Origin of the sequence: Bacillus sp. RAR_M1_44 (assembly GCF_020165935.1) — a bacterium.
GTDB classification, from domain to species: Bacteria; Bacillota; Bacilli; order Bacillales; family Bacillaceae; genus Bacillus; species Bacillus altitudinis.
Window position 1 is genome coordinate 836,448 of record NZ_JAIUKX010000001.1, and the last position, 25,582, is coordinate 862,029.

Below are 25,582 nucleotides of genomic sequence, written 5' to 3' on the forward strand. Positions count from 1 at the left end.
GTACCACCCTGCTTAAAAGACAAAACAACACGTCTTTTCACTTACACTGATAACGGACAGATCCGTTCTTTCACTAATCAGATAGCATATGCTCCTTTTCGTAAAAGCGGTTCGTGAGGGTAATTCGAATATCTCTTTGTACTGACTCGCACCAGCCGTCAGCTCTCTTGGACAGGGAAAGATGATTCTACTGAATCTCAGTCAAAACCTTTTCATATTCAACTAAAGTCATTTTTAACATACTTTTGATATCAAGTCAACTGACGGAAGTGATTAATCTTCCATTGTCGAGAGATCGCCAGCAGGTAAATTCAATTCCCACGCTTTTAGCACACGTCTCATAATTTTACCGCTGCGTGTTTTTGGCAGTTTGTCTTTAAACTCAATTTCTCTCGGTGCTGCATGTGCAGCGAGTCCTTTTTTCACAAACGTACGAATTTCTTCTTTCAGGTCATCAGACGGTTCGTATCCGCTTCTAAGCGCTATAAATGCTTTAATAATTTCACCGCGCACAGGATCTGGTTTTCCGATGACACCAGCCTCTGCAATGGCCGGATGTTCCACCAGTTTACTTTCTACCTCAAATGGACCGACCCGCTCTCCTGACGTCATGATGACATCGTCGACACGTCCCTGGAACCAGAAGTATCCGTCTTCATCCATATAAGCAGAATCTCCTGAAACATACCAATCTCCCGGCATAAAGTAAGATTCATATTTTTCAGGATTGTTCCAGATCGTATGCATCATAGACGGCCAACCTTTTTTGATGGCAAGGTTCCCCATCCGGTATGGCGGAAGTTCATTTCCGGCATTATCTACAATCGCAGCTTCAACGCCTGGAATTGGTTTCCCCATTGACCCTGGTTTGATATCCATGCATGGATAGTTACAAATCAGTTGTGCACCTGTTTCTGTCATCCACCAAGTGTCATGAATTCGTTTACCGAATACAGCGTCTCCCCAGCGGATCACTTCTGGATTAAGTGGCTCTCCTACACTTAACACATGACGGAGTGAGCTGAGATCATATTTTTGAATGAGATCGTCTCCTGCTCCCATCAACATTCTGAAGGCTGTCGGTGCACTGTACCAAACGGTCACACCAAGCGATTCAATGGTTTCGTACCACGTATCAGGGTTGAACCGGCCGCCTAAAATGACATTCGTCGCTCCATTCAGCCACGGAGAAAAAATACCGTACACCGTTCCTGTTACCCAGCCTGGATCAGCTGTACACCAGTAGACATCTTCTTCTTTCAAATCAAGTACCCATTTACCCGTCTGGCCTTGCTGCACCATTGCGCCATGAACATGGAGCACACCTTTTGGCGTACCAGTGGACCCTGACGTGTAATGAAGCAGGTATCCATCTTTTTCATCCATCCACTCAATTTCAAGTTCCTTCGCTGCCTGCTCAAATGCTTCTTCAAAGTGAATTGTCCGCACACCATCTGCATCCTCTTTTTCACCACCGACAATGATGACGGATTCAAGCTTTGGAAGTTCTGCAAACGGAATCCGCTCAAGCAGATCAGGCGTTGTCACAATCACTTTTGCCTCACTATTTTCTAAACGATCTTTGACGGCACCTTCCATAAATGCCTCAAATAACGGACCGACGATCGCACCAATTTTGACAGCACCAAGCAGTAGAAAATAGAGCTCAGGTGATCTTGGCATAAAGATAAACACGCGATCCCCTTTTTGCACATGTGCCTGTTCTCTTAATAGATTTCCTGCTTTGTTTGTCTTGATTTTCATATCCCTGAACGTATACTTTTCATCCCGCTGTGAATCTTTGTAGTGAAGCGCCACCTTGTTTTTACGAAACGAGTCCGCATGTCTGTCAATCGCTTCATAAGCTGCATTTACTTTTCCTGTTTCATACCAAGAGAAATTTTTTCTCGCTTCCTCCCATGAAAATTCCTTGTATGCTTGCTCATAATCATTTAAATGATAGTCCCCTTTTACTGATGGTAGCGTTTCCACTTTCATCAAACAGTCCCCCTTTGCATACGTTTACAATGACCATTATAGTATAGATGACTTTTTTTCTCAATTTTTAAAAAACTTCTGATGAAACCGTTTTAATTATTGTCAGATTTAAGATAAAATAGAGACGACTCACTAGAATTTGAGGCGGTGGATACGTGGAGCATCCTAAAACTTATTATTCAAAAACAATTACGAGAGAAACAGGCACCATCCTGATTGAAGGACCGGTACCTGCATCAGAGCTGGCGAACTATACGTTTCATGAAGGACTAACGGCATTTCGCACGCCTGAGGAACAGAAACAAGCACTTGTTGAAATAGCAGATCTTCCTGAAGGACGTATTATCATTGCTAGGGTGGATGAGCTTGTCGTAGGCTATGTCACGTATTTGTACCCTGATCCGCTTGAACGCTGGTCAGAAGGCAACATGGACAATTTAATTGAGCTCGGTGCCATTGAAGTCGCTCCTCCATTCAGAGGCTGTTCACTTGGCAAGCATTTACTGGATGTGAGCATGATGGATGAGCAAATGGAGAATTACATTATCATTACAACTGAATATTACTGGCATTGGGATTTAAAGGGGACGAAGAAAAACGTGTGGGAGTACCGCAAAATGATGGAGAAAATGATGAACGCCGGCGGTCTTGTCTGGTTTGCAACAGACGAGCCAGAGATTAGCTCACATCCAGCCAATTGTTTAATGGCACGGATCGGAAAAAATGTAAGTCCTGATTCGATCGAGCGTTTCGATCGTCTTCGCTTCCATCAGCGCTTTATGTATTAACGTTCAATTCGTTTTTTTGGCAAAGGGGATTGGTAAACATGATGATTGAACAAATTATGGAACGTGATGTGATCACGCTGCGCAAAACCGATACGATTGAAGAAGCCATTCAAAAAATGAGTGCACATCACATTCGGCATATTCCCATCGTATCTGAGCAGGGATCTGTCATTGGGATGGTGACAGATCGGGATATTAAAAATGCCAGTCCAAGTATTTTTGAAACAGAGAAAAGGCAGCTTTTTATTCAGCGGCCGGTTGAAGACATCATGGTGCTAGAGACGATTACCGCTCATCCGCTTGATTTCGTTGAGGAGATTTCAAGTGTCTTTTTTGAACACGGAATTGGCTGTCTTCCCGTTGTGAGACGCGGCAAGCTTGTAGGGATCATCACAAAAACAGATTTACTTCGTACGTTTGTAAGACTAACAGGTGCAGATCAGCCTGGATCACATTTAGAGGTTGAAGTAGCGCAAGTGACAGAGGGTCTTGCAGACATTACGTCCATTTTAAAAGAGCAGCATATTCAAATGCTGAGTGTACTTGTGTACCCACATGCCAATGAAGCCTCTAAAGTGCTCGTCTTCCGCCTTCAAACGATGCATGCTGATCATGTGACGAAGCTAATTCGTGCAAAAGGCTATAAGGTGCTATGGCCTATGGAGCAGACGATCAAATGAAGGAAGCGACCTTTGTTTTTTCACCATCTTTTCAAACGTACCAGTTTCATCAAGATCATCCCTTCAATCAGCTTCGCGTCTACTTAACTTATGATCTTCTTCAAAAAATGAAGGCGTTAACGGATGATGAGATTGTCGCACCTCGTATGGCGACGCTGGAGGAATTAAAGCTTGTCCATACAGCAGACTACATTCAAGCAGTACAGAGGGCAAGTGAAGGAAAACTGTCCACTGCAGAGGGGGAACGTTATGGTCTTGGCACTGAGGACACCCCGATGTTTGCAGGGATGCATGAGGCTGCTTCTCTCCTTGTTGGCGGAACATTAACAGCGGTTGATCAAGTGATGCTTGGACATTCGCAGCATGCGCTCAATCTTGGTGGCGGGCTTCACCATGGATTTAAAGGGCGTGCTTCTGGCTTTTGTATTTATAATGACAGCTCTGTGGCCATTCAGTATATTCAAAAGACATATGGCGCTAGAATTTTATATATTGATACCGATGCTCATCATGGCGATGGTGTACAGTTTAGCTTCTATGATGATCCAGAGGTATGTACTGTTTCCATTCATGAAACAGGGCGCTATTTGTTCCCTGGAACTGGACAAGTACAGGAAAGGGGTCATGATAAAGGCTATGGCTATGCATATAATATCCCGCTTGACGCATTTACAGAAGACGAATCATTTTTAGAAGCCTATCGAACAGCAGTGACAGAGATTGCTGCTTTTTTTAAACCAGATGTCATTTTGACGCAAAATGGAGCAGATGCCCACTATTATGACCCTTTGACGCATCTATCTGCTACCATGAAAATATATGAGGAAATTCCTAGAATTGCCCATGAGCTGGCGCATCAATATTGTGATGGAAAATGGATCGCTGTGGGCGGAGGCGGCTATGATATTTGGCGTGTCGTCCCAAGAGCATGGAGCCGCATTTGGCTTGAGATGAAAGGCATTACACCACCAGATGCGCTTCCTCAGGAATGGATTCGGGCATGGGAAAAACAATCTCCTGTTCCGCTTCCATCCACATGGCTAGATCCTGACGATTTATATCCACCGATTCCAAGAAGAGCAGAAATTACAGAAAAAAATGCGCAAACGGTAGAAAAAGCACTCATGCCTGTTAGACGAGAAAAGAAAAAGGCATAAAAAAAAGCAGGCGTCCACTGATCAAGTGAGCCTGCTTTCTTTTTTATTTCGTCGATTGTCTTTCTTCAATTCTATGTGGTAATTCAACAATTTGATCTTCTACTTGTTCTTTGTTCATGAGCTTTGTCAAAAGTCTCATCGCAACAGCGCCAATATCGTAAGTCGGCTGAACAACTGTTGTCAATTGAGGGCGCACCATGAGGGATAGTCTTGTGTTATCAAAGCCAATCACTTCTAAATCTTCAGGAATTGATACGCCTCTGTCCTGCGCTCCATGAATGACACCTAGCGCCATTTCGTCAGTCGCTGCAATCACAGCCGTCGGCTTGTCAGATTGCTCAAGCAGATTAGCGAGCGCTTCAATACCAGAGTCATATGAGTAGTCTCCTTCAGCAACAAGCGCTTCGTCAAACGCGATACCAGCTTCTTCAAGCGCACGCTTATAACCAGCAAGCTTTTTCATAGAGTTAATTGGTTCTGACATTGGTCCAGATACAAACGCAATTCGTTTATGTCCTTTTTCAACTAATAGCTGAACTGAATCATAAATGGCTTGTTCATAGTTAATGTTGACTGATGGTGTTTGTGCCTGCTCTTCGACAGATGCAGCAAGTACAATTGGTACAGGAGAGCGCTTAAATTCTTCCACATGCACATCTGTAATGTTTCCGCCCATAAAAACGATTCCATCTACTTGTTTGCCAAGCATTGTGTTTAACAAATGAAGTTCTTTATCAGTATTTTGGTCTGAGTTGCTCAAAATAATGTTGTACTTGTACATCGTCGCAATATCTTCAATTCCTCGTGCAAGCTCTGAATAGAAGATACTTGAAATATCAGGGATGATGACCCCAACTGTTGTGGTTTTTTTACTTGCAAGGCCTCGTGCGACTGCGTTCGGACGGTAGCCGAGACGATCAATTGCTTCAAGCACCTTTTTTCTTGTTGTTGGTTTTACGTTTGGATTACCATTAACAACGCGTGATACCGTTGCCATACTTACGTTTGCTTCTCTTGCTACATCATATATTGTAACATTATTCACATAAATCACTCCTTCAAATACACTTCATATCTATAGCATTCACCAATTGGATAGAGACATGTCAGATACGAGGAAAATAATATCCTATTTGTCATTAAAACGATGAAAAGAGACACATAATTTTTCAATCTACATCAAAATGACATTCTTTTATGAAATTATACACGTTTTTTCTTCATATGAAAACGTTCCCTTTCTTTTTATAACTAAATTAAACAAACTTTAATGAGCTTGTTACCTGTAAATTGAATCATATTTCACCAAAAATCGTCGCGAACGTCAGCTATGACAATGATCTTAGCAGATTCTATCGAATTTTAAAAATGAAAACATTGTGAACAAGCATATTTTTAGCTTGCAATGTGCTCTCTTCCTTTCATTGCCAATCTTAATCGTATTTTTTCATGAAAAAACCGCCGGGCTGTCATCCGGCGGCTTTTCTATTTATGATTATGCGTGAATGTTGACAAGTGGTCTTAACGCATCTAACCATTTTTCGAATTGTGGAATGTCCATTTGCTGCGCTGAGTCAGATAGGGCAACAGATGGATCTGGATGCACTTCTGCCATCACACCGTCTGCTCCAATCGCAAGAGCTGCTTTAGCTGTTGGAAGAAGTAGATCTCTGCGTCCTGTTGAGTGTGTCACGTCAACAAAGACTGGTAAATGTGTCTCTTGTTTCAAGATTGGCACAGCCGAGATATCTAGTGTATTTCTTGTGGCTGTTTCGTATGTGCGGATGCCTCGCTCGCAAAGGATGATTTGGTCATTTCCTTGTGCGATGATGTATTCAGCTGCATTGATGAATTCTGAAATTGTTGCTGCTAGACCGCGTTTTAAAAGAACTGGTTTGTTCACTGATCCAGCTTCTTTTAAAAGCTCGAAGTTCTGCATGTTACGTGCTCCAATTTGGATGACATCGATATGCTCAATCGCTTCTTCAATATGAGCAGGATTCACGATTTCACTAATAACTGCAAGACCGTATTCATCTGCTACACGTTTTAGAATTTTTAGACCGTCTACGCCAAGTCCTTGGAAGTCGTATGGACTTGTGCGAGGCTTAAATGCGCCGCCACGAAGAAGTTTTAGTCCCTGCTGTTTCGCTGCTGCCGCTACTTCTGCAACTTGCTCGTAGCTTTCAACGGCACATGGTCCAACGATGAAACGTTGTTTTCCGTCACCGATCGCTTCTCCATTGATATTTACAATTGTATTTTCAGGTTTTTTCTTACGAGAAACAAGAAGTGCTTTGCTGTGGTCATCTTCTTGAAGCTCTAAACCTGCTTTGAAAATTTCTTTGAAAATATGTTGAATCGTTGAATTTTCAAATGGGCCATCATTTTCTTCAAGAATTTGATTTAGCATTGTGCGCTCTCTGACAGGGTCATAACGGTTGACACCTTGCGCTTCTTTTGCCTTTCCAATTTCTTTTACAATGTTTCCTCTTTCATTGATCAGTTTTAAGATTTGAAGATTTAGTTCATCTGCTTGCTGTCTCAATTGTTCCAATTCATTGTTGCTCATTTTTGTCATCCTTTCCTCTGCCCGCTCTCGCTTTTTATTTTTGATCTCTTATAATAGGGTTTATTATAAACAAAGATTTCGGAATTGTCACGAAAAAATTCTTTATTACCCAAACGCTTTTAAGCGATAAAGTATTATGTGTAAGATTATAGCATACTTTTGATACAAGTAAACCTTTTTTATAAAAAAAACGTCAGCAATCGCTGACGTTTTTCTACATGTTATGTTCAAGCGCTTCTTTTGTAATGCTTGAGTGAGAAGCATGCCACTTTACTTTGCCACCGCTAAAGATGAGTGCCTGCGGGCTTTCGTGCTTGATCCCTGACTTTTCAGTCACATAGGATGAAAGCTCTCTTGTGTTTTGAATTTGCAAGAAATAAGCAGGAACATCCTGATGTTCTGACGCAAACGCTTCAAACTCTTGAAAAGCAGCTTGGCTGATTGGACATGTCAAACTGTGCTTAAAAAAGACAAAGGTTCCGTCTTGATTTGTTAGTTGATCAAACTGTTCTTCTGTTTCTATGAGTTGTTTAGACATGATGTGCTCCTTCCTAACTTAAGCAGCGAGTTAGCCTTTCGTAGATTGTTCTACTTTTTCTTTGACATCTTTGATGCCGTCTTCAATGTCTGCTTTTGCTTCTTGTGCTCTTACTTTTGCTTCATCTGCTACATCTGAAGCTTCATTTGCAATATTTGCTGCAGCATCTTCTGCTTCGCTTTTTACTTGTTTAGCTTTTCCAGCTGTACGATCTTTTATGTCTTTTACTTTGTCTAAAATCTGGTTTGACTGCTCTGCTACGAGCTGAGACAATTCAGATGTTTTGTCTTTCGCAATCGTCACATATTCAGTGCCTTTTTCCTTTGCATCTGTTGTAAGACGATCTGTTTTTTCTTTTAGGGCATTCGCTTGGGTGTTCAAATCATCGCGAAGCTCTTTCCCTGACTTTGGTGCTAAAAATAATGCCGTTGTTGCACCGATAATGCCACCGATAAGTGTTCCGATCAAAAAGTCTTTGCTATTGATTCCGTCTTTGCTCATGATTATTCCTCCTATGCGAAAATGGTTGATTATTGTTGTTTACGCTGTTTCCATTTTTTATAGATTTCAAGTGCTGCGTTACTCCAGCTTACCACATCCGTGACTTTCTCTTGATTTCGTTCAACGGATGAAGTAACCGCACCAGCTGCCTGCTTTATGCTTGTATTAAATTGGTTGATCGAGCCGCCAATTCCCTGCACCGCATCCACAACTGTGTTAAGTTTTGCCGATTTGTCTTGAATATCTTCAGCAAGCTGATTGGTCTTATGTAGCAACTGTGCTGTCTCTGTGGTGATGCCTTGCATCTGTCCTTCAAGACCTTCTAAAGTTGATGCGACATTCTTTAATGTCAGCTGTAAGGATTTCAATGTTTTGGACAAGTAGATGACAAGAATGAGGAAAGCAATTGCGATGAGTGCAACGCTTAAATAGAGAATAATAATCATCTGATACCTCCTTTGCTGCGGGCATATTCAATTCAATACCCTCTCGTTGTATCATTCAAACATCGCCTAGAATGACCGATTGAATAATAATTCTACACTTATTCGCCAATTCCTGTCCACAGCGAACGAAAAAAAGCGGCACATCTTGTCACATTTAGCCCCTTTGTCACATTTTATTCAAAATAAAAAAGTGCCGATTGAATCGGCACTTTTTGACAGGCAATTATACTGCGACTTTCTCATAAGCACGAAGATACTTTTGAATATCTCCTGCCCCCATAAAGACCAAGATCGCATTTTCATGTGCTTTTAGCACAGATGTCTCTTCTTCTTCAATCAATTGGGCTTGCGGAATTTTTTCCCGCAAATCTTCAATGCTTAGTTTCCCAATGTTTTCACGAGCTGAACCGAAAATATCACAGAGGTATACATAGTCTGCTTTTTTCAGACTGTCTGCAAATTCACTTAAAAATTGCTGTGTACGAGTGAAAGTGTGCGGCTGGAAGACTGCTACAATATCACGGTCTGGATACTTCTGGCGAGCTGCTTCGATCGTGACTTCAATTTCAGTCGGATGGTGCGCATAATCGTCAATTAAGACTTGTTCACCGACTACTTTTTCATTAAAGCGTCGTTTCACACCGCCAAATGTCGTTAAAGCACCTTTGATGAGCTCTACATCAATGGCCTCATAGTGGCATAATGCAATGACCGCTAATGAGTTAAGGACATTGTGGTTTCCGTAAGCAGGAATGTAGAAGGTATCATAAAACGTATTACGTACAAATACATCAAATGTGGTGCCTTCTGTGTTTTTCACAACATTTCGTGCTTGGAAATCATTTTCTTCATTGAATCCGTAGTACACAACAGGTACTTTTGCTTGGATCTTGAGAAGATGCTCGTCATCACCGCAAGCGATGATAGCTTTTTTCACTTGAAGTGCCATGTTTTGAAACGCATCGAACACGTCATCAATATCCGTGAAATAATCAGGGTGATCAAAATCAATATTGGTCATGATCGCATAATCTGGATGGTAGCTGAGGAAATGTCTGCGGTATTCGCACGCTTCAAATACAAAATACTCGCTGTTTTCTTTCCCCATTCCAGATCCATCACCGATTAAGTAGGAAGTTGGTTTTGCCGCTTGCATCACATGTGCAAGCAGACCTGTTGTCGATGTTTTACCATGAGCACCAGTAATTGCAACGTTTGTGAATGAATCCATGTATTCTCCAAGAAATTTATGATAACGAATAACAGGAATCCCTTCAGAAAGAGCACGCTCAATCTCAGGGTGTGTATCTGGGAATGCATTTCCTGCAATCACCGTCATCCCTGGCTGAATATTATCTGGGTCAAATGGAAGAATTTTAATATTTCGTTCTTCTAATGCTTTTTGTGTAAAGATATGTTTTTCGATATCCGATCCTTGGACAGTATACCCAGTATCATGAAGAATTTGGGCCAGTGGACTCATACCTGTCCCTTTTATTCCAACAAAATGATAAACAGTCATAATTGTACCTCCAACAAACGTCTATCTGACTTACAGTATATGACGCTCATTTCAATTTGCAACTTGTGATTTTTGTCTCTAGCTGATCACAAATCGCAGCTCCAAATAAAGATTTTTTTCCGATCTTCCTATTCTAATCAATATTAACTATGATTAGTATCCGACAACTTTCCCATTTCTAACACCTGCTTTCGCTCATTTTCATTAAAAAGCGTTCAGACAGGCATGCGAAAAGCGTCCAATTCAAAAATTGCACCTATGTGCTATCATACCATGTTTATCAAAAAAATGAAGTGGTTTGTTTAGATCAATTGTTCTAAGTCACTCAGTGTCATGAGGACCTCTCTTGGCTTACTACCTTTTGCACCAGAGATCATCCCTTCACGTTCCATCATATCAATCAATCTCGCTGCTCGATTGTAGCCAATTCTAAACCTTCTTTGCAAACTGGATGTACTTGCACTATTTTGCTCGATGGCAAATCTGCATGCGTCCATAAACAATTCATCTTCGTCTGTAATGGCAGAGCCTTGGAGCATCAATTCTTCCTGTTCAAAAAGGAACACAGGTTTGCGCTGTTTTCTCACATGCGCTACCACTTCATCAATCTCTCGATCTGATACAAAGTTCCCTTGTAACCTTGTCGGTTTGCCAGAGCCATTTTCTAAGAACAGCATGTCTCCTTTTCCGAGAAGCTTTTCAGCACCTGCCATATCAATGATGGTTCTTGAATCCACTTGGCTTGAAACAGAGAAAGCAATTCTTGTTGGGATGTTTGCTTTAATGAGGCCTGTAATGACATCAACAGAAGGTCTTTGCGTCGCAATGAGTAAGTGAATCCCGCATGCTCTTGCTTTTTGGGCAATTCGGCAAATGCTTTCTTCGACTTCATTTGGTGCGACCATCATTAAATCAGCCAGCTCATCGATGACAACGACGAGATATGGCAGTTTTTCACCCATTTGTTTTTCTTTCACCAGTTCGTTAAATCGTTTGATTTCTCTCACACCAGAGTGTGCAAACAGTTCGTAGCGTCTTTCCATTTCATCTACTACCCATTTCAGGGCAGCTGTTGCTGTCTTGGCATCAGTAATAACTGGGCTCACAAGATGCGGAATGTGATTATACGGCGCGAGTTCGACCATTTTAGGGTCGATTAACAGCATTTTCACTTCATCAGGTGAGGCTTTAAACATCAGGCTCACGAGAATGGTATTAATACAGACACTTTTCCCTGAACCTGTTGCTCCAGCAATTAAGCCGTGCGGCATTTTTTGCAAATCAACCACAACGGGCTGACCGGAAATATCCAATCCGAGCGCCGCCGTTAATGGAGATGGATTGTCTCTAAAGGCACTGCTTCTGATCATTTCTCTCAAGAAAACCATTTTACTGTGAAGGTTCGGCACTTCGATTCCAATCGTGTTCTTCCCAGGAATCGGCGCTTCGATTCGAATATCTTTTGCAGACAAACTGAGTTTGATATCATCTGACAGGTTTGTAATTTTGTTCACTTTCACGCCTGGTTCAGGATGCACTTCAAATCTTGTAACAGAAGGACCTTGCGTCACATGAACAACACTTGCTCTGACATTGAAGTTTTTCAGTGTGGCATTGAGCAGTTCTGCCCGTTCTTTCACCCATGTTCCGTCCTCTTCTTTTTGTGCTGGCGGAACGTCTAAAAGGGCTAAACTAGGAAATACATATCCTTGTGCATCTGCCGTTTTCTTCTGTCCTTGCACGCGCTGATCACTTTTTAACATCATGACGTTAAAAGGAACGGTGGAGGTTTGACCGCTTGAGCGCTTTGGCTGTGGAGAAGACGGTTTTGGTTCTTCACGATTCGGTGCTTCTCGTTTTACTTCGGGCGTTTCTTCATGCTGCTCTGCCATATCCGCGGCGATCTCTGCTTGCCCAGAGTCAGCGAATTCATCTGATGCTTCTTCAACTGGCATGACTTCATCATCTGTTATTTCTTCTTCCGGCATAGAATCATCATCTTGCGAATCCTGTATGATCACCGGTTCTTCATGTTCAAATGCTGCCGCTGACACGTCTGCTTGACTTTCTTCTATCCATGCAGCCTCTGTTGTTTCTTCCATAGCCTCTATGTTCTTCTCTTCCAGCACCGCAGTTTCTTCTACTGGGCTTTCTATCTCCATGTCGAGTGCTGGTGATGCGCTTTCAGCTGTTTCAAATGTAAAGCTCTCTTTTTTCTCAGCATCATCTTCAAGCGGAATCATCGGCTCTTCTTGTTCAACGGTGACTGCCTGTTCTTGCTCCATCTCTAGAGGCTCTTTAGATGCTTCAGCTTGCTCCATATGTAAGAATGCTTCCCGATCGTCTTTGGTCTGTGACAAAGCTTGATCTTGATCCTCTGTCTCACTGAAAGGCTCGTCATATAAACGTTCCATCGTTGATTGAACATGATCTTGATAAGCGAGTTCCTCTTGCAAAGTAAACGGCGTCGTGACAGGTTGCTTCTCTACTTGTTCTTCTGTTTGGGCTGACATCATGTCTTCCAACCGTTGTTCTTTTCGTATAGACGGGATGTTCATTTGCTGTCTTACATTCCGTTCACGCTCTGCTTCTTCTGATAACAGTGTGACACGCTGTGACGTTTCTTCTGCGGATTTCATTTTGACAGAAGATGTGTCTTCTTTGGCTGCTGCATGTTTTGGACGCATATCCTGGTGGTAGCCATAGATGGGTGAAGGGATTTGCTCTGGTTTAAAAGGCTTTTTATTGAGATCAGGCTGCACCGTTTGTTTTGGCTGATAGGTCGTCTGCTTTGCCTTTGGCTGACTTGGCCGCGTGCGCCTTCTTTCTTGCTGCTTTGCTGCCTCACGTGCAGGTTCATCTGGAACGAGAGGAAAGCGGAAATTGCCTTTTGGATATTCATAATACACTTTCGTATCTTCAACTTTTTTATATTCTTTATGCTGTTCAACAGCTGGCTGCTTTGGTGCAATCGGACCTGTTTCAGGCCTCTCAGCTTTTTCTTCTTTTTTTTCTTCTCCTAAAAATACACTAAAAAATTTATCTAACCAACTCATCATTTATCACTCACTTTAACTCCCCTTACGTTTTCTTGGGCGATTTTTAGTATACCATTGCTTTTTCATGCAGAAAAGCGAGAAAAGTGCTACACTTTGCTGTTCATGCTGTCTGTAGATGAAAAAAAGTCACTAAGTACATACTTAGTGACTTTTGGTATAACACATTCTTCGCTCATTTGTACCCGTTTATGGGAGGTTACGCTTCAAATGGTTCGCCAGCTTGGCGGCTTCCTTCTAGAACAAGGATCCCTTTTTCAGCAGGCGCATTCGGAAGATCTAATTCTTTTGCAGAACAAATCATTCCGCTTGAAGGAACACCTCTTAGTTCAGCATCTTTGATCACCAAACCGCTCGGCATCACAGCACCAACCTTTGCAACCACAACATATTGACCTTGATCAACGTTTGGTGCACCGCACACGATTTGTAAGGTTTCATCGCCAACATCTACTTGGCAAATGTTCAGTTTATCTGCATTCGGATGTTTTTCTTTTTCCTTCACATAACCGACCACAAACTTAGGTGATAGATCAACTGTTAATGTTTCACTGACACCGTTGCGGTTCAAAATTTCATTGATATCTTGAACAAGCGTTTCAGAAAGCGGTACAGATCCGTTTTCATCAATTTTCATGTAAGTAGATGCATTGAAAATATTAAAACCTGTTGTTTCTTTTGTGTCTTGATTGAAGATTCTTACGACATCTCCAAACGTTTCATGACCTACTTCTTCTCTTGTTACATCTTTCAATGAAATAAGGAGTGTATCGCCGACACCTTCTGCATTATAAAAAACGTTCATTCTTCAAAATTCCCTTCTACTGCTGTTTTGGTCTGCTTTTTGCAAGAATAAAGATCGGTTCAAGCTTGCCTTCGTCATATAAAAATGACAAGGCCGTAATCGGAACCGTGCCACTGGCGAAGAAGCTCATCGACATTTGCCCTAAAATATCATAGCCTGATTCATTGCGTACATCTGCAATGATGAACACATCTTGATGGGGAACGGAAATAGCCATTTGCCCCTCTACTTTTTGCGCGTATTCTTGTAAAATCGATTCATTTAATATTCTGCTTGCATCGTACCCGTCGTTTGCACGGAAGAAATAAAAACGGTTGCCCGCCACTTCATCCATTTTCACGACAGTCTTTAGTGAACGGACGTTAAAACTTGCGGTTTCTCTGATTCGTTCTTTTGTCCAGTTTTCCTTTTGCAGCATCTTCTCGTCAATTAATCTGTAGGTGCTTCCAAGGTCAAGTGCATAGTAGATTCTTGTCTCTGCTGTATGCTCATCAAAAACGAGCGGAATCTTATCACTTGATGTTTCTGGAAAGGACGTTGAACGAATGACCGGATAAATGTGCTTCTCTTTACCTGAGATGTGCTGCGCTTCACCTTTCATAGCGCTGAGCGCCTCTTTCACATAATAAACGATCTCATCCAGTGTTTCATCAGGCTTTACTTCCCACTTTGCAATAATCGGCGGGAGCTCAAGCGTGATGCCCTTTCCTGTATGTTTATCTTCCACACGAAGCGTATCTTTTTCCCTGTCAAACTGGTGGGTCCAGCTGTCGTTCGTCAGACGGCTTTTCAATTGATTGGCAAGCTGTCTTGATGTCATTTTCGCCATGATAAGACCCTCCTTTCGTTATTTAGAAAGAGAATCTGTTAAAAATGCTTCAATCTCTTCCTTTGTCTTACGATCTTTGCTGACAAAACGGTTGATCTCTTGTCCGTTTTTAAAGACTAAAAAGCTTGGAATTCCGTAAATTTCCCACTCTGCACAAGTGTCGATGAACTGATCTCTATCCACATAGAAGTATTCAAATTCTGGATAGTTTGCTTCAAGCTCTGGCAAAAACGGCTCAATAAATGTGCAGTCAGGGCACCAGTCAGCTGAAAATAGTAATACGGTTAAGTCTTCTTGAATCACTTTTTGTAATTCTTCGTTTGATTCAATTTTTTTCATGTTTGATTCCTCCAGTTTGTATACTTAAATCTCCGAATTGTATATAGCCTTTCTTTCTCATCCATTCTGATACTACCAAACTAATCACTGCCGGGCCAACGATATGCAAAAGAGCAATTGCGAGGAAAACGGATGGATGAAATCCCATGACTGTGAGTGTCATGAGCTGGCCGACAAGACCGCTCGTTCCCATACCCGCTCCTGCCGCATTATTGACCATCCCAAAGCCAATAATACCAATTGGCGCAAGAATCAGTCCTGCAATCGTCGGCGGAATGAGAATGAGCGGATTTTTCACAATGTTCGGCAGCTGTAGTTTTGATGTTCCAATGCCTACCGCAGCAAGACCGCCAAAACGATTTTCTCTAAATCCTGCAGCAGCAAAGCCGACCATCTGCGCACAGCAGCCAATCGTTGCCGCACCAGCAGCAAGACCGCTTAAATCAAGCATCAGCGCAAGCGCAGCGCTTGAAATCGGTGAGCTAAGAGCAAGTCCAACAATGGTTGCAACCAGCATGCCCATGATGAGTGGACTTTGATCAGTCCCCCATACGATCAGCCTGCCGAGCCCTGTCATCACCGCCTGAATCCCAGGGCCGATGAAAGCAGCGGTGAGAAAACCTGTGATAATGGTCACAAGCGGCGTTAAAATAATATCAATTCTTGTCTCACCACTGATCAGTTTGCCTAATTCCACACCAATGAGAGCAGCCACGAAGCTTCCAGCAGGTCCCCCAAGCTCTGCTCCAGCGGCACCTGAAACAACACTTGCGAAAATAATTAAAGGAGAAGCGTTTAAGCGATAAGCAACCGCTACGCCAATTGCTGGTCCCATCAGCCCCATTGCGAGCGTTCCCATTTCCACGATGAGAGGAAATGATAACAGGCCGCCTGCTGTTTTTAAAATCAGCCCTACCACTAATGTAGCAAATAGACCTAAAGCCATATAAGAGAGTGCATCAATAAAATACACCTTTGGCGAAAGGGAAATACCCTTTCTTTTTAAATAAGTCATCAACGTCGTCTTCCTGCTTTCTCATAGGAAAGACGAAGAGGCCTGTCCTTCCCATTATATGTAGTCTTCTTACGATGAAAAATAGTCTCTACCATGAATATCATAATCATATTTTTTTTGCTTTATCAAGCACTTCTTGTGTAACATGAAAAGAAACAGGGCAAACCTTTACTAAGTTTGTGCACAAGGAGGAGATTGTTATGCAATTAACGGTTTATTTAGCTGGAGAAATTCATAGCCAGTGGCGCGATGAAATTAAGGAAAAAAGCCAGTCGTTGAAACTCCCAGTGACGTTTGTTGGTCCAATGGAGAATCATGACCGATCAGATAACATCGGAGAAGATATTTTAGGCGGGCAGCCAAATGCCATCTTGAAAGACGATGCGGCTTCTGATTTGAACAATTTCCGCACCGAACTATTATTAAATAAGGCAGACGTCGTCATCGCCCGCTTTGGTGAGAAATATAAACAGTGGAATACTGCAATGGATGCTTCTTCTGCCATCGCCAAAGGAAAACCCCTTATTTTGATTCGTCCTAAAGAATTACATCATCCACTAAAGGAACTATCAAACAAAGCAAATATCACTGTCGAAACAGTGAATCAAGCGATTAAGGCGTTGTCATACGTGTTTGAACAGGAATAAGAAAAAGGCTGTGCTCTTAATGAGACAGCCTTCATATTATTGACAAAGGGCTAAAATGAACTTTATTTTAGCCCTTTGTCTTCTTTTCAGCGTGATAGAAAACCTTTGCAGCACTAGGAAGGACGAGTACTGGCACGGAGCGAATTTCACATTCGTGAGCACCAGCTTCTACACGCTGAAGGCTGTGCTCTTAAAAGAGGCAGCCTTTTTCTTATCGTTTACACTTGTTGATAAATCGAATCCACCGTGCTTTGATCACAATTTTTCACAAGACGAACAATTAATTCTTTTGCCGCTGCATAATCGTCCACATGCAAGACAGAGTGACTTGTATGAATGTAACGCGCACATACACCAATAACAGCAGACGGTACACCTTGATTTGAGATATGAACACGTCCAGCATCCGTACCGCCCGGCGATACGAAATATTGATATGGAATATTGTTTGTTTCGGCTGTATCGAGGACAAATTCTCTCATGCCTCGGTGCGTAATCATCGTGCGATCATAAATACGAAGAAGTGCACCTTTTCCAAGCTGGCCAAATTGTGATTTGTCTCCCGTCACATCATTTGCAGGACTCGCATCTAGAGCAAAGAACAGATCCGGCTGAATCATATTCGCAGCTACCTCAGCCCCTCTGAGCCCTACTTCCTCTTGTACGGTTGCACCTGAATACAATTGACATGAGAGGGTTTCGTCTTTTAATTCTTTCAATAATTCAATGGCAAGTCCGCACCCATAGCGGTTATCCCAAGCTTTGGCTAAAATCTTTTTTGGATTGGCCATTGGGGTAAAGACCGTTGCAGGAACGATTTGCTGCCCTGGGCGGACGCCAAGCTCTTTCGCTTCTTCTTCACTGTCTGCACCAATATCAATGAGCATATCTGACGGTTTTACTGGTTTGCTTTTTTGTTCTGGTGTCAGAAGGTGAGGAGGTGTGCTCGATACAACTCCCGGAATTGGTCCGTGATCCGTATGAACATCCACGCGCTGCGCAAGCATCACTTGACTCCACCAGCCGCCAAGTGTTTGAAAACGAATCATTCCATTTTTCGTAATGGATGACACCATAAAGCCGACTTCATCCATATGACCAGCCACCATAATCTTAGGTGCCTTCTCTGGACCTTTGCGGACACCAAACACTCCGCCAAGACGATCCTGTATGAGTTCATCGGAATATTTCTCAAGTTCCTTTTTCATAAAAGCACGCACATGGTGCTCATTACCTGGAGTCCCCTGTAGTTCTGTTAAATTTCGGAAAAGCGACATTGTTTCTTCGTTCATTTGACAGTTACCCTCATTTCTATGTAATGACCATATAAATTCCTATAAAAATAACACTCACTTTATACTATAAGAATTCTTTCGGTTTTCCAAGTATCTCTCCAGAAATTTTGAATATGCTTTCAAGTATTCGGATTTCTTAACATCGCTGGACAAGTTTTGTATAATGGAAAAAACAGCAATACGGAGGTGCAGCACGTTGAAGTTAAAACATGTTCTGATTGGTGCGAGTATTGGCGTAGCCGCTGCAATTGTTGCAAAGAAAGTCTTTTTCCCGACGTATATCTCGTCTGAAAAAGCGTTAAAAATTGTGAAATCCGCTTTTAAACAGCGCGGCCCGATTGATGGCTCTTGGATTTATACTGTACCTGAACCGTATACCGTAAATGGTGAAACGATTGATGTGTACAAATCTGGCATTACACGCTCCGCCTTTGGCGAGCTTGAACAGTATGAAGTCATGATTGATGCAAAAACAGGCATGATCGTTGATGTCATTGATTCTGTTGCTTAATTAAGAAAGCTTCGCAAAGACAAGTCCTTGCGAAGCTTTTTTTAGATGGCTTTGATTTTTTTGTATACAGGGTGCCACATGGCGTCTTGCACAGCCTGAATGAGATCATCAGGGGTTTCTTCCGCAATTCCTTCGTCAATCGCTGCTTGTGCCACACGGACAGCCACTGTCGCTGAAACTGTTCGAAGCTGATCAACACTTGGAAGCATCGCAGCACCCGGTTTTCCGACATTGACCATGCTCGCAATCGCTTCAGCACTCGCAACAAACATGCTGTCTGTCATGAGGCGGGCTTTACACACAATCGTTCCAAGACCAAGCCCTGGAAACACAAGGGCATTATTTGCCTGCCCAATTTCATATGTCACACCGCCATATTCAACTGGATCAAACGGGCTTCCCGTTGTGACAAGCGCACGTCCTTCTGTCCACTCAATGAGATCTTCTGGCTTTGCCTCTGAAAGAGGTGTTGGGTTAGACATCGGTAAAATCGCTGGCCGTTCTACATGTGACGCCATTTCTTTCACTATTTCCTCTGTAAATGCCCCACCTACAGTTGAGGTACCAATTAAGATCGTAGGTTTCGCCTGCTTCACGACCTCTAACAAATCAATTGAATGCTTTGGACCATTACGTGCATAGTCCTTCACTTCATCAGAACGTCTTGCATACGGCTTTTGGAATGGCTGAATGTCAGGTGAATCATCTGTGAGCAGTCCCGTTTTATCAATACACCAGAAATGATCATATGATTCCTCTTCTTTGACACCATCTCGCACGATGGCATCACGAATTTGCTCGGCTATACCAATCCCTGCTGTACCTGCTCCAAAGATCACGATTCGGTGATCTTTCAGCGGAACCTTCGATGCTTTTGCACAAGCCAGAACGGCAGCAAGTGAGACAGCTCCAGTTCCTTGAATATCATCATTAAACGTACAAATACGGTCCTTATATTTTTCCAAAATGGCGCGCGCATTTTTTGTACCGAAGTCTTCCCAGTGAAGAAGTGCATTTGGAAAAGTCGCACGGGCAAGCTCAACATATTGATCAATAAACTGATCATAGCGCTCTCCTCGAACGCGGGAGTGCTGATTTCCCACATAAAGCGGATCATTTAAAAGGCTTTCCTGGTTGGTCCCAGCATCAAGCACCACTGCCAGCACACGGCTAGGATCAATACCTGCTGCGGCTGTATAAACAGCCAGCTTCCCGACTGAAATGGCAATTCCGCCAACACCCCAGTCGCCGATGCCTAAAATTCCTTCTGCATCTGTTGCGACAATGAGATCAATTGATTCATCCACTCCGTAAGATGCAAAAATTTCTTCCATTCCTTCTAGGTCATCAATAGATAAATAAATTCCTCTTGGCTTTCTATACTCGTGGCTGTAACGCTGAATCGCTGTTCCTACGGTCGGTGTGTAAACAATCGGCAGCATTTCTGCCAAATGCTCATTTAATAATTTATAAAAGAGCACTTCATTTCTGTCATGAAGCGCAGTTAAATAGACATTTTTCCCAAGTGCGTCTGGCTGTGCTTTGAACTGCTCATATGCACGCTTTGCTTGATCCTCTAGTGTTAACACCTTCGGCGGCAGAAATCCCTTTAACCCAAGCTCTTCCCGCTCTTCCTTTGTAAATGCGACCCCTTTGTTTAAATAAGGGACAGACATGACTTCCATCCCTCTTAACGGTGTCTCGATGACATCACCATGTACACGATAAAATTGATTCACCTGCACTCTTCCTTTCACAAGTTCATTTTGTCGTTATTTTGTGTGAAAGGCGAAAAAACATACAGATGATCTTTTATCTTCCGGTTTCTCTTTTGACCTCATGGGTCATTGCCCCGTCTTCATCCCACTTTACAGCACGGTAGATGGCATCATGATAAAACAAGTACCATGCATTGTTTTCTTCGGCGAATGCCTGCCATTTTTGCTTCGCTGGGATCGAGGTCATTGGATAATCATCGTATGCCAAGACCCATAGCGGGTTTTTATGAGCGTGTGTCGGCATGATATCCGCTAAATGTATAGCCGTTTCTCCCTGACTTGTGAGCGTTAAGATGCTATGCCCATCGCTATGTCCGCCTGTATGATGCAGGCGGATGCCTTCTGTTACTTCGATGCTATCTTCAAATGTCATGACTTGATCGGCAACAGGCTCCCAGTTTTCTTTCCAATATGTATTTCTTGAGCGGATGTTCGGCGCTCTCATTTCGTCCCATTCAATTTTGGACGTGATGATTTTTGCCTGCTGAAAAACAGACACGAGCTCATCGCCTTCACGTTTTGTCAGCCCGCTTGCATGATCAAAATGCAAATGAGTCATTAAGACGTAATCTATATCAGATGGGCGCAAACCGAGAGCCGCAAGTGATTCTTCTATTTTCGTTTCCTCTGTGACGCCATAATTGCGTTTTTGTTTCTCTGTCAGCTTCCCTGACCCGATGCCGGAATCTACTAACAGATGAAGACCGTTCCACCGTATGAGCATTGGATCACACCGTAATTCAATTTGATTTCGATCATTCACAGGGTATTTTTTTGACCATAATGGCTTTGGCACCACGCCAAACATGGCACCGCCATCCATGTGTGTATCTCCCCCATTTAACCAGAACAGTTCCATTTCACCTATTTTCATTGTCTCCATTGCTGTCATCCCTCCTTTTTCTATCGTAGCAAATACAAAGGAAAATCGCATGTGCTAATCTTTTCATCAAAAAAGCTGACCGCAATCGTTCGTTGCAGCCAGCTTTGTTCGCTTTTTATTCAGGGAATTTTACTTCTGATCGATAGATCGGTTGTCCCATGGAAGAGAATTTCTCTTCATATTCTGTCATGACATTTCCTTCGAGACCATCCTCATGTAAATCAAGGCTCACATACGTTAAAAGGAGTCCGTAAGACGAAAAGCTTTTCAAGGAATATTCAAATAGTCCGCGGTTATCGGTTTTGAAATGTAATTCACCGCCTGGACGGAGGATCTGTTCATATCGCTTTAAAAAAGCTTTAAATGTCAATCTCCGTTTTTCATGCCTTGATTTTGGCCACGGATCAGAGAAGTTCAAATACACCCGATCAATCTCATTTTCCGCAAAGACATCTGTCAGTGTCTCTGCGTTGATGTTTAGAAGCTTTACGTTTTCTACATCTGTTTCTTTGATTTTATCGACTGCCGTCACAATGACACTTTTAAATAATTCAATGCCGATATAGTTTATCTCAGGATGAAGCTTGCCCATTCCGGCAATAAAACTCCCTTTTCCTGTACCGACTTCGATATGGATTGGATGATCATTTCCAAACAGCTCATGCCATTTCCCTTTGTATTGTTCAGGGTTGGCTAAAGCAATATGAGCATTTTCAGCTAAGTAATCATCCGCCCACGGTTTATGTCGCATTCTCAATTTGATACACCTCTATTTTCTTTACATTTTATCAAGATACCATGAAACATAAAGAGCCGCAAGACAGCAACTTATCCGCACATATGAAAAAGACCAGCTGCTATTTGGGCTGGTCTGCTTCATGTATAAAATCAAAGCTGAATGCACAGTTTAACCACATAAATGACATGCTTGAAAGGAGCATACGTATGGGATTAAACCGCCAACATCAGCTTCAATTAATCAAAGATATTTTAACTGATCACCAGCTGGATTGCTGCGGGACTGTTGCAGAATATGAACAGGTGGGACGAGTGATTCAATTAATGCTGGCAAAAGAAGATTTGGATGCTGACGTTCGTCAGCTACTAACCGATATTTATGATTACAGCCAAAAAGGCACTTCTGTCAGTTCAATTGATGCACATATCGAAGCGCATCAATCGCATCTATCTGACTGGGTCGAGAACATTCCACTGTCTTAATGGATGTTTAACCGTTTTAAGAGTGCATGTAGCTCGGCTTGCACTTCTTTTTGCGCCTTTTCATTTCCTTTTCTTTTATGCCAAACGACAAACGATACGGTTTCAGCCAGCACATACCATGCCATGCGTTTTCGCAAGTTGTCAGTCAGCGGAGCACCATACATAGAGAGCCAGCTTTCCCAGTTCTCTTCTTCAACATAATGGTATAAGAGCGGTCCAAGATCAATCGCTGGATCTGCAATCATTGCCCCATCCCAATCAATTAAAAAGAGCTGATTTTCATCTGTCAGCAGCCAATTATTATGGTTGAGGTCACAATGGCATACGACCTTATCCTCGAAATGAACTGCCTCCACATGTTTCTCTAAATACTGGATAGCACGCGTGATATCATGTGAGTCAATCTGCTCTTTTAAGATCGATGCCTTGAGATGCATCAAGATCGATGCCGGGTCAAGCGAGTGCTTTTCTAATCGTTTCAGCATATCGAGCAGCTCTTTTGATGTATGAATTTTTCTTAGCTGCTCCGCTACAGGACGGTCATTCATGTCCTTTGGCTTCAGCTCTCTGCCGCTCAGCCAGTGCTGCGCAGTAATGACATCCCCATTTTCCATCCGTTTTGTCCAGACAAGCTTCGGCACAATGCCTTCAGCTGACAAAACCGCAAGAAACGGTGACGTATTGCGTTTTAAAAATAGCTTTTGGTCATTGTGTGTTGCGAAGTACGCATCTCCCGTAGCGCCTCCAGCAGGAGAGATGTGCCATTCGCTACCTAATATTTGTCCCAACCAGTTCATATCAATTTTCAACCCATCATTTCTTAAAATATTTTAAATCATGCTTTTTTAGTCGACAAAATTCAGCCGATTGAGATCAATTGGCTGTTTATTTTTTATTTATATGATCATAAAAACAAAAAGGACAGCTATTGAGAATGAGATGCTAAACAATAGCCGTCCTATAGATTTTATCGCTACCTTCTTATACTCGTCAAGCAAAACTAGAAAATCAGGACAAGAACCTTATGAAAAAGGAAGTCTTTTTTCATGTTTCTTTTGCTCGTGCGCACACTGGCTGCTTCTTAGCCACGTAATTTTAACGATCGATCACTAGCCTTAACAAACACTGGAGTGGCGCCAATCACTTCTCCATCGGCGTGAAATAAGATTTTTTCATCTGCCTCCAAGTAGGCTTCTTCATGCTGAAAAAGGGTGACTCCCTCCATTACAAGGTGCTTTTTAAAAACCATTGCACTTAAAAATAAGAGAACTTTCAATGGATTCAAATCCGTGACAACGAGCGTTTGAAATCCTGATTGCCTCGCACTCGCTTCGGGCGCTGCTTCCAGCCCGCCCCCATAATAAGGGTGATTACATACGATCACAAACCACACTTGGCGAAATACTTTTCTCTCATTTTCAATAAAAAGAGCAAGGTCAAACGGTTTGAATGACCATAACGAATGTAGAAAAGACAGCGGGTAGATGATAAACCCGAGTTTGAGTCGGTTGAGCCACTTTTTCCCTCTAAAATGTACCGTTCTCTTCAAAACATGCGCATCAAACCCAACACCAATATGATTGAGAAAAAGAACAGATTGCGGACTTTCTGCATGATCTTGAAAGGAACCGAGAGAAAATGTTTTCGTCAGCATCCTCTTTTGTTTTCTCACTTCTTTGATCACATCATGACGCTGGATGCCCAGCCCCTTCGCAGCATCATTCCAATGACCTGCTGGGACAAAGCTTAGCTGCACATGATCGATTTCTTTTAAACCATTTAGCACTTCATGAATTGTGCCGTCACCGCCAATGACGATCAACCGTTTCAATCTGTCGTCTTGCATAGCGCTAATCTGTCTCGCCAAAACTTCGGCATGTCCTTCATGCTGGGTAAGAAACGATCTGTATGAGATCTCTACCTTTTGTAATTCTTTCTCTATGCTTCTCCAAGTGCGGAGTCCTTTTCCTTGTCCTGCTGCTGGATTGACGATAAAGTACCATTCATTCATATATTAGCTCCACTCAGGTCTCATTTTTTGGTGACCTTGATATGCCTTTAATCAAGCCATTCCTGCCTTCTTTTGCTGTCTGATTCACCATAAGCGAGCAATGCCTTTGTCGCCTTAAATTGCTGGTGCTTTGTCGGCGCGGTGTTTTTCCGCTGCTTTTCAAACCAATCCTCCGCTTTCTTCTTATCGACAACCTCCATCCCGAATGGAACTTCGGGCAAATCAATATACGAGGTGCGGCTGATGAGGATTTTTTTCACAGGAAGCTCCACACCACTTTGCTGTAAAATTTTTGACACAACAGTTCCAGAGCGAAGAAGGCTTGCGCAAGGGTTCAAGACGGATTGAACAGCTTTTCCAGTCGCCCGCTTTTCCCAAAAACGTTCCTTCGATCCAATATATACGCTGTCTGGCTCTGCTTCTAAGAAAGATAAACAGATGACTTCAAGCGGCGTAATGAGCACTGGACACAATTCCATCTCAGCTTTTTGAATGAGCAGCACCGGCTTGTACATCACAAAATAAGAATCTGGCAGCTGCCTTGCAAGCATCCGCAGCTTTTCATCATATCGAATGTGGTGAGAGACAGTTGAAATATGAGAGATCGTCGAGCTGGCCCATTTTAATTGAACATCGTAAAGATGATCCTTAAAAAAGTGAATCAGCTTCGTTTCATCGGTAGGAACGTTTGTAAAAACACCTTGTTCTATATCTGTTGGCTCGTTAAAAAGACTCAGGTCCCGTTCCTTTTTCATATCGGCTTCTTTTTGCTTTCTTTTTAAGGAGAATTTCTTTCTCTTTTCTTCCTCTTGCTCAGGTGCTTGCTCGGTGGCTTGGTCAGCCTGCTTTTGCACCTGCTCTTTTGAAGCCTTTTTTAACTCGTCCCACCTTTGTTTTTTCAACCGAATAAACTGATTGATGTAATGATGCGGGTCTTGTTCATATCGTGATATATAATCTTGGATTTTAATAATTTGCGCCATCTGCTGC

At 42.5% G+C, this 25,582-nt stretch carries 25 protein-coding genes and 1 other annotated feature (1 of these 26 running past the window's edge); of the genes, 6 read left to right on the forward strand and 19 right to left on the reverse strand.

Annotated elements, in window-relative coordinates:
* Positions 1-214 (reverse strand) — a binding site (T-box leader); it reaches 22 nt to the left of the window's first position.
* Between the two features lie 59 nt (positions 215-273).
* On the reverse strand, positions 274-1,998 hold the full coding sequence (acsA, locus tag LCD34_RS04440; RefSeq protein ID WP_113747090.1) for an acetate--CoA ligase: 1,725 nt from the start codon (positions 1,996-1,998) through the stop codon (positions 274-276).
* Between the two features lie 155 nt (positions 1,999-2,153).
* Between acsA and LCD34_RS04445 the strand changes: the two genes are divergently transcribed.
* The 3 genes from LCD34_RS04445 to LCD34_RS04455 are packed head-to-tail and all read left to right on the forward strand — an operon-like array spanning position 2,154 to position 4,623.
* Entirely contained in the window at positions 2,154-2,786 is a 633-nt protein-coding gene (locus LCD34_RS04445) for a GNAT family N-acetyltransferase (RefSeq protein ID WP_008343062.1), read from the forward strand.
* Positions 2,787-2,824: 38 nt separating this feature from the next.
* The gene (locus LCD34_RS04450; RefSeq protein ID WP_171465672.1) at positions 2,825-3,466 is read left to right on the forward strand and encodes a CBS and ACT domain-containing protein; all 642 of its coding nucleotides are present in this window, start codon (positions 2,825-2,827) and stop codon (positions 3,464-3,466) included.
* Positions 3,463-4,623: an acetoin utilization protein AcuC gene (locus LCD34_RS04455; RefSeq protein ID WP_024718705.1), complete on the forward strand. Its 1,161-nt coding sequence runs from the start codon at positions 3,463-3,465 to the stop codon at positions 4,621-4,623. Before LCD34_RS04450 ends, LCD34_RS04455 begins: the two co-directional genes overlap by 4 nt.
* 43 nt (positions 4,624-4,666) lie before the next feature.
* Here the strand turns inward: LCD34_RS04455 and ccpA are convergent, their stop codons facing one another.
* The 11 genes from ccpA to LCD34_RS04510 all read right to left on the reverse strand — a co-directional run bounded on the left by ccpA (position 4,667) and on the right by LCD34_RS04510 (position 16,246).
* A complete protein-coding gene (gene ccpA / locus LCD34_RS04460; protein ID WP_224558579.1) occupies positions 4,667-5,668 on the reverse strand; it encodes a catabolite control protein A in 1,002 nt (333 codons plus the stop codon).
* A 450-nt stretch (positions 5,669-6,118) separates the two neighbouring features.
* On the reverse strand, positions 6,119-7,195 hold the full coding sequence (locus LCD34_RS04465) for a bifunctional 3-deoxy-7-phosphoheptulonate synthase/chorismate mutase (RefSeq protein WP_017358315.1): 1,077 nt from the start codon (positions 7,193-7,195) through the stop codon (positions 6,119-6,121).
* A 214-nt stretch (positions 7,196-7,409) separates the two neighbouring features.
* Positions 7,410-7,733, reverse strand: coding sequence for a bacillithiol system redox-active protein YtxJ (gene ytxJ / locus LCD34_RS04470; protein WP_224558580.1), 324 nt, complete (start codon positions 7,731-7,733; stop codon positions 7,410-7,412).
* A 30-nt stretch (positions 7,734-7,763) separates the two neighbouring features.
* The gene (locus LCD34_RS04475) at positions 7,764-8,234 is read right to left on the reverse strand and encodes a YtxH domain-containing protein (protein WP_007501807.1); all 471 of its coding nucleotides are present in this window, start codon (positions 8,232-8,234) and stop codon (positions 7,764-7,766) included.
* A 29-nt stretch (positions 8,235-8,263) separates the two neighbouring features.
* Positions 8,264-8,680, reverse strand: coding sequence for a DUF948 domain-containing protein (locus LCD34_RS04480; protein WP_008343048.1), 417 nt, complete (start codon positions 8,678-8,680; stop codon positions 8,264-8,266).
* A 223-nt stretch (positions 8,681-8,903) separates the two neighbouring features.
* Positions 8,904-10,202 carry a UDP-N-acetylmuramate--L-alanine ligase gene (murC, locus tag LCD34_RS04485; RefSeq protein WP_008343047.1) on the reverse strand — a complete coding sequence of 433 codons (1,299 nt, stop codon included), beginning with the start codon at positions 10,200-10,202 and terminating at the stop codon, positions 8,904-8,906.
* Between the two features lie 302 nt (positions 10,203-10,504).
* On the reverse strand, positions 10,505-13,261 hold the full coding sequence (locus LCD34_RS04490; protein WP_318010717.1) for a DNA translocase FtsK: 2,757 nt from the start codon (positions 13,259-13,261) through the stop codon (positions 10,505-10,507).
* A 196-nt stretch (positions 13,262-13,457) separates the two neighbouring features.
* The gene (gene ytpR / locus LCD34_RS04495) at positions 13,458-14,063 is read right to left on the reverse strand and encodes a YtpR family tRNA-binding protein (protein WP_050827573.1); all 606 of its coding nucleotides are present in this window, start codon (positions 14,061-14,063) and stop codon (positions 13,458-13,460) included.
* Positions 14,064-14,079: 16 nt separating this feature from the next.
* Positions 14,080-14,892 carry a DUF1444 domain-containing protein gene (locus LCD34_RS04500; protein ID WP_007501814.1) on the reverse strand — a complete coding sequence of 271 codons (813 nt, stop codon included), beginning with the start codon at positions 14,890-14,892 and terminating at the stop codon, positions 14,080-14,082.
* Positions 14,893-14,910: 18 nt separating this feature from the next.
* Positions 14,911-15,231, reverse strand: coding sequence for a thioredoxin family protein (locus LCD34_RS04505; protein WP_003217665.1), 321 nt, complete (start codon positions 15,229-15,231; stop codon positions 14,911-14,913).
* A complete protein-coding gene (locus LCD34_RS04510; protein WP_019743715.1) occupies positions 15,218-16,246 on the reverse strand; it encodes a PTS transporter subunit IIC in 1,029 nt (342 codons plus the stop codon). The genes LCD34_RS04505 and LCD34_RS04510 overlap by 14 nt, the downstream gene beginning before the upstream one ends.
* 200 nt (positions 16,247-16,446) lie before the next feature.
* Here LCD34_RS04510 and LCD34_RS04515 point away from each other — a divergent pair, with 200 nt between their 5' ends.
* A complete protein-coding gene (locus tag LCD34_RS04515; protein ID WP_007501817.1) occupies positions 16,447-16,893 on the forward strand; it encodes a YtoQ family protein in 447 nt (148 codons plus the stop codon).
* 218 nt (positions 16,894-17,111) lie between these two features.
* Here LCD34_RS04515 and LCD34_RS04520 read toward each other — a convergent pair whose 3' ends face one another.
* The gene (locus LCD34_RS04520) at positions 17,112-18,185 is read right to left on the reverse strand and encodes a M42 family metallopeptidase (RefSeq protein ID WP_159159894.1); all 1,074 of its coding nucleotides are present in this window, start codon (positions 18,183-18,185) and stop codon (positions 17,112-17,114) included.
* A 199-nt stretch (positions 18,186-18,384) separates the two neighbouring features.
* Here LCD34_RS04520 and LCD34_RS04525 point away from each other — a divergent pair, with 199 nt between their 5' ends.
* Complete coding sequence (locus tag LCD34_RS04525; RefSeq protein WP_003217759.1) at positions 18,385-18,699, forward strand: PepSY domain-containing protein; 315 nt, start codon at positions 18,385-18,387, stop codon at positions 18,697-18,699.
* A 41-nt stretch (positions 18,700-18,740) separates the two neighbouring features.
* Here the strand turns inward: LCD34_RS04525 and LCD34_RS04530 are convergent, their stop codons facing one another.
* The 3 genes from LCD34_RS04530 to trmB form a co-directional block, all read right to left on the reverse strand.
* Positions 18,741-20,438 (reverse strand): NAD-dependent malic enzyme, encoded by a 1,698-nt coding sequence (locus LCD34_RS04530; RefSeq protein ID WP_008343042.1) that lies wholly within the window; start codon positions 20,436-20,438, stop codon positions 18,741-18,743.
* A 73-nt stretch (positions 20,439-20,511) separates the two neighbouring features.
* Positions 20,512-21,360: a YtnP family quorum-quenching lactonase gene (locus LCD34_RS04535; RefSeq protein WP_008343041.1), complete on the reverse strand. Its 849-nt coding sequence runs from the start codon at positions 21,358-21,360 to the stop codon at positions 20,512-20,514.
* A 115-nt stretch (positions 21,361-21,475) separates the two neighbouring features.
* On the reverse strand, positions 21,476-22,117 hold the full coding sequence (trmB, locus tag LCD34_RS04540) for a tRNA (guanosine(46)-N7)-methyltransferase TrmB (protein WP_025207815.1): 642 nt from the start codon (positions 22,115-22,117) through the stop codon (positions 21,476-21,478).
* 188 nt (positions 22,118-22,305) lie between these two features.
* Between trmB and LCD34_RS04545 the strand changes: the two genes are divergently transcribed.
* A complete protein-coding gene (locus LCD34_RS04545; protein ID WP_024719286.1) occupies positions 22,306-22,581 on the forward strand; it encodes a YtzH-like family protein in 276 nt (91 codons plus the stop codon).
* Here the strand turns inward: LCD34_RS04545 and LCD34_RS04550 are convergent.
* The 3 genes from LCD34_RS04550 to LCD34_RS04560 form a co-directional block, all read right to left on the reverse strand.
* Positions 22,578-23,378, reverse strand: a complete 801-nt coding sequence (locus LCD34_RS04550; RefSeq protein WP_205627782.1) for a phosphotransferase family protein — start codon at positions 23,376-23,378, stop codon at positions 22,578-22,580. The genes LCD34_RS04545 and LCD34_RS04550 overlap by 4 nt on opposite strands.
* Before the next feature lie 284 nt (positions 23,379-23,662).
* Entirely contained in the window at positions 23,663-24,592 is a 930-nt protein-coding gene (locus LCD34_RS04555) for a YegS/Rv2252/BmrU family lipid kinase (protein ID WP_057079190.1), read from the reverse strand.
* A gap of 47 nt (positions 24,593-24,639) precedes the next feature.
* On the reverse strand, positions 24,640-25,575 hold the full coding sequence (locus LCD34_RS04560; protein ID WP_008343036.1) for a hypothetical protein: 936 nt from the start codon (positions 25,573-25,575) through the stop codon (positions 24,640-24,642).
* Positions 25,576-25,582: the final 7 nt, after the last annotated feature.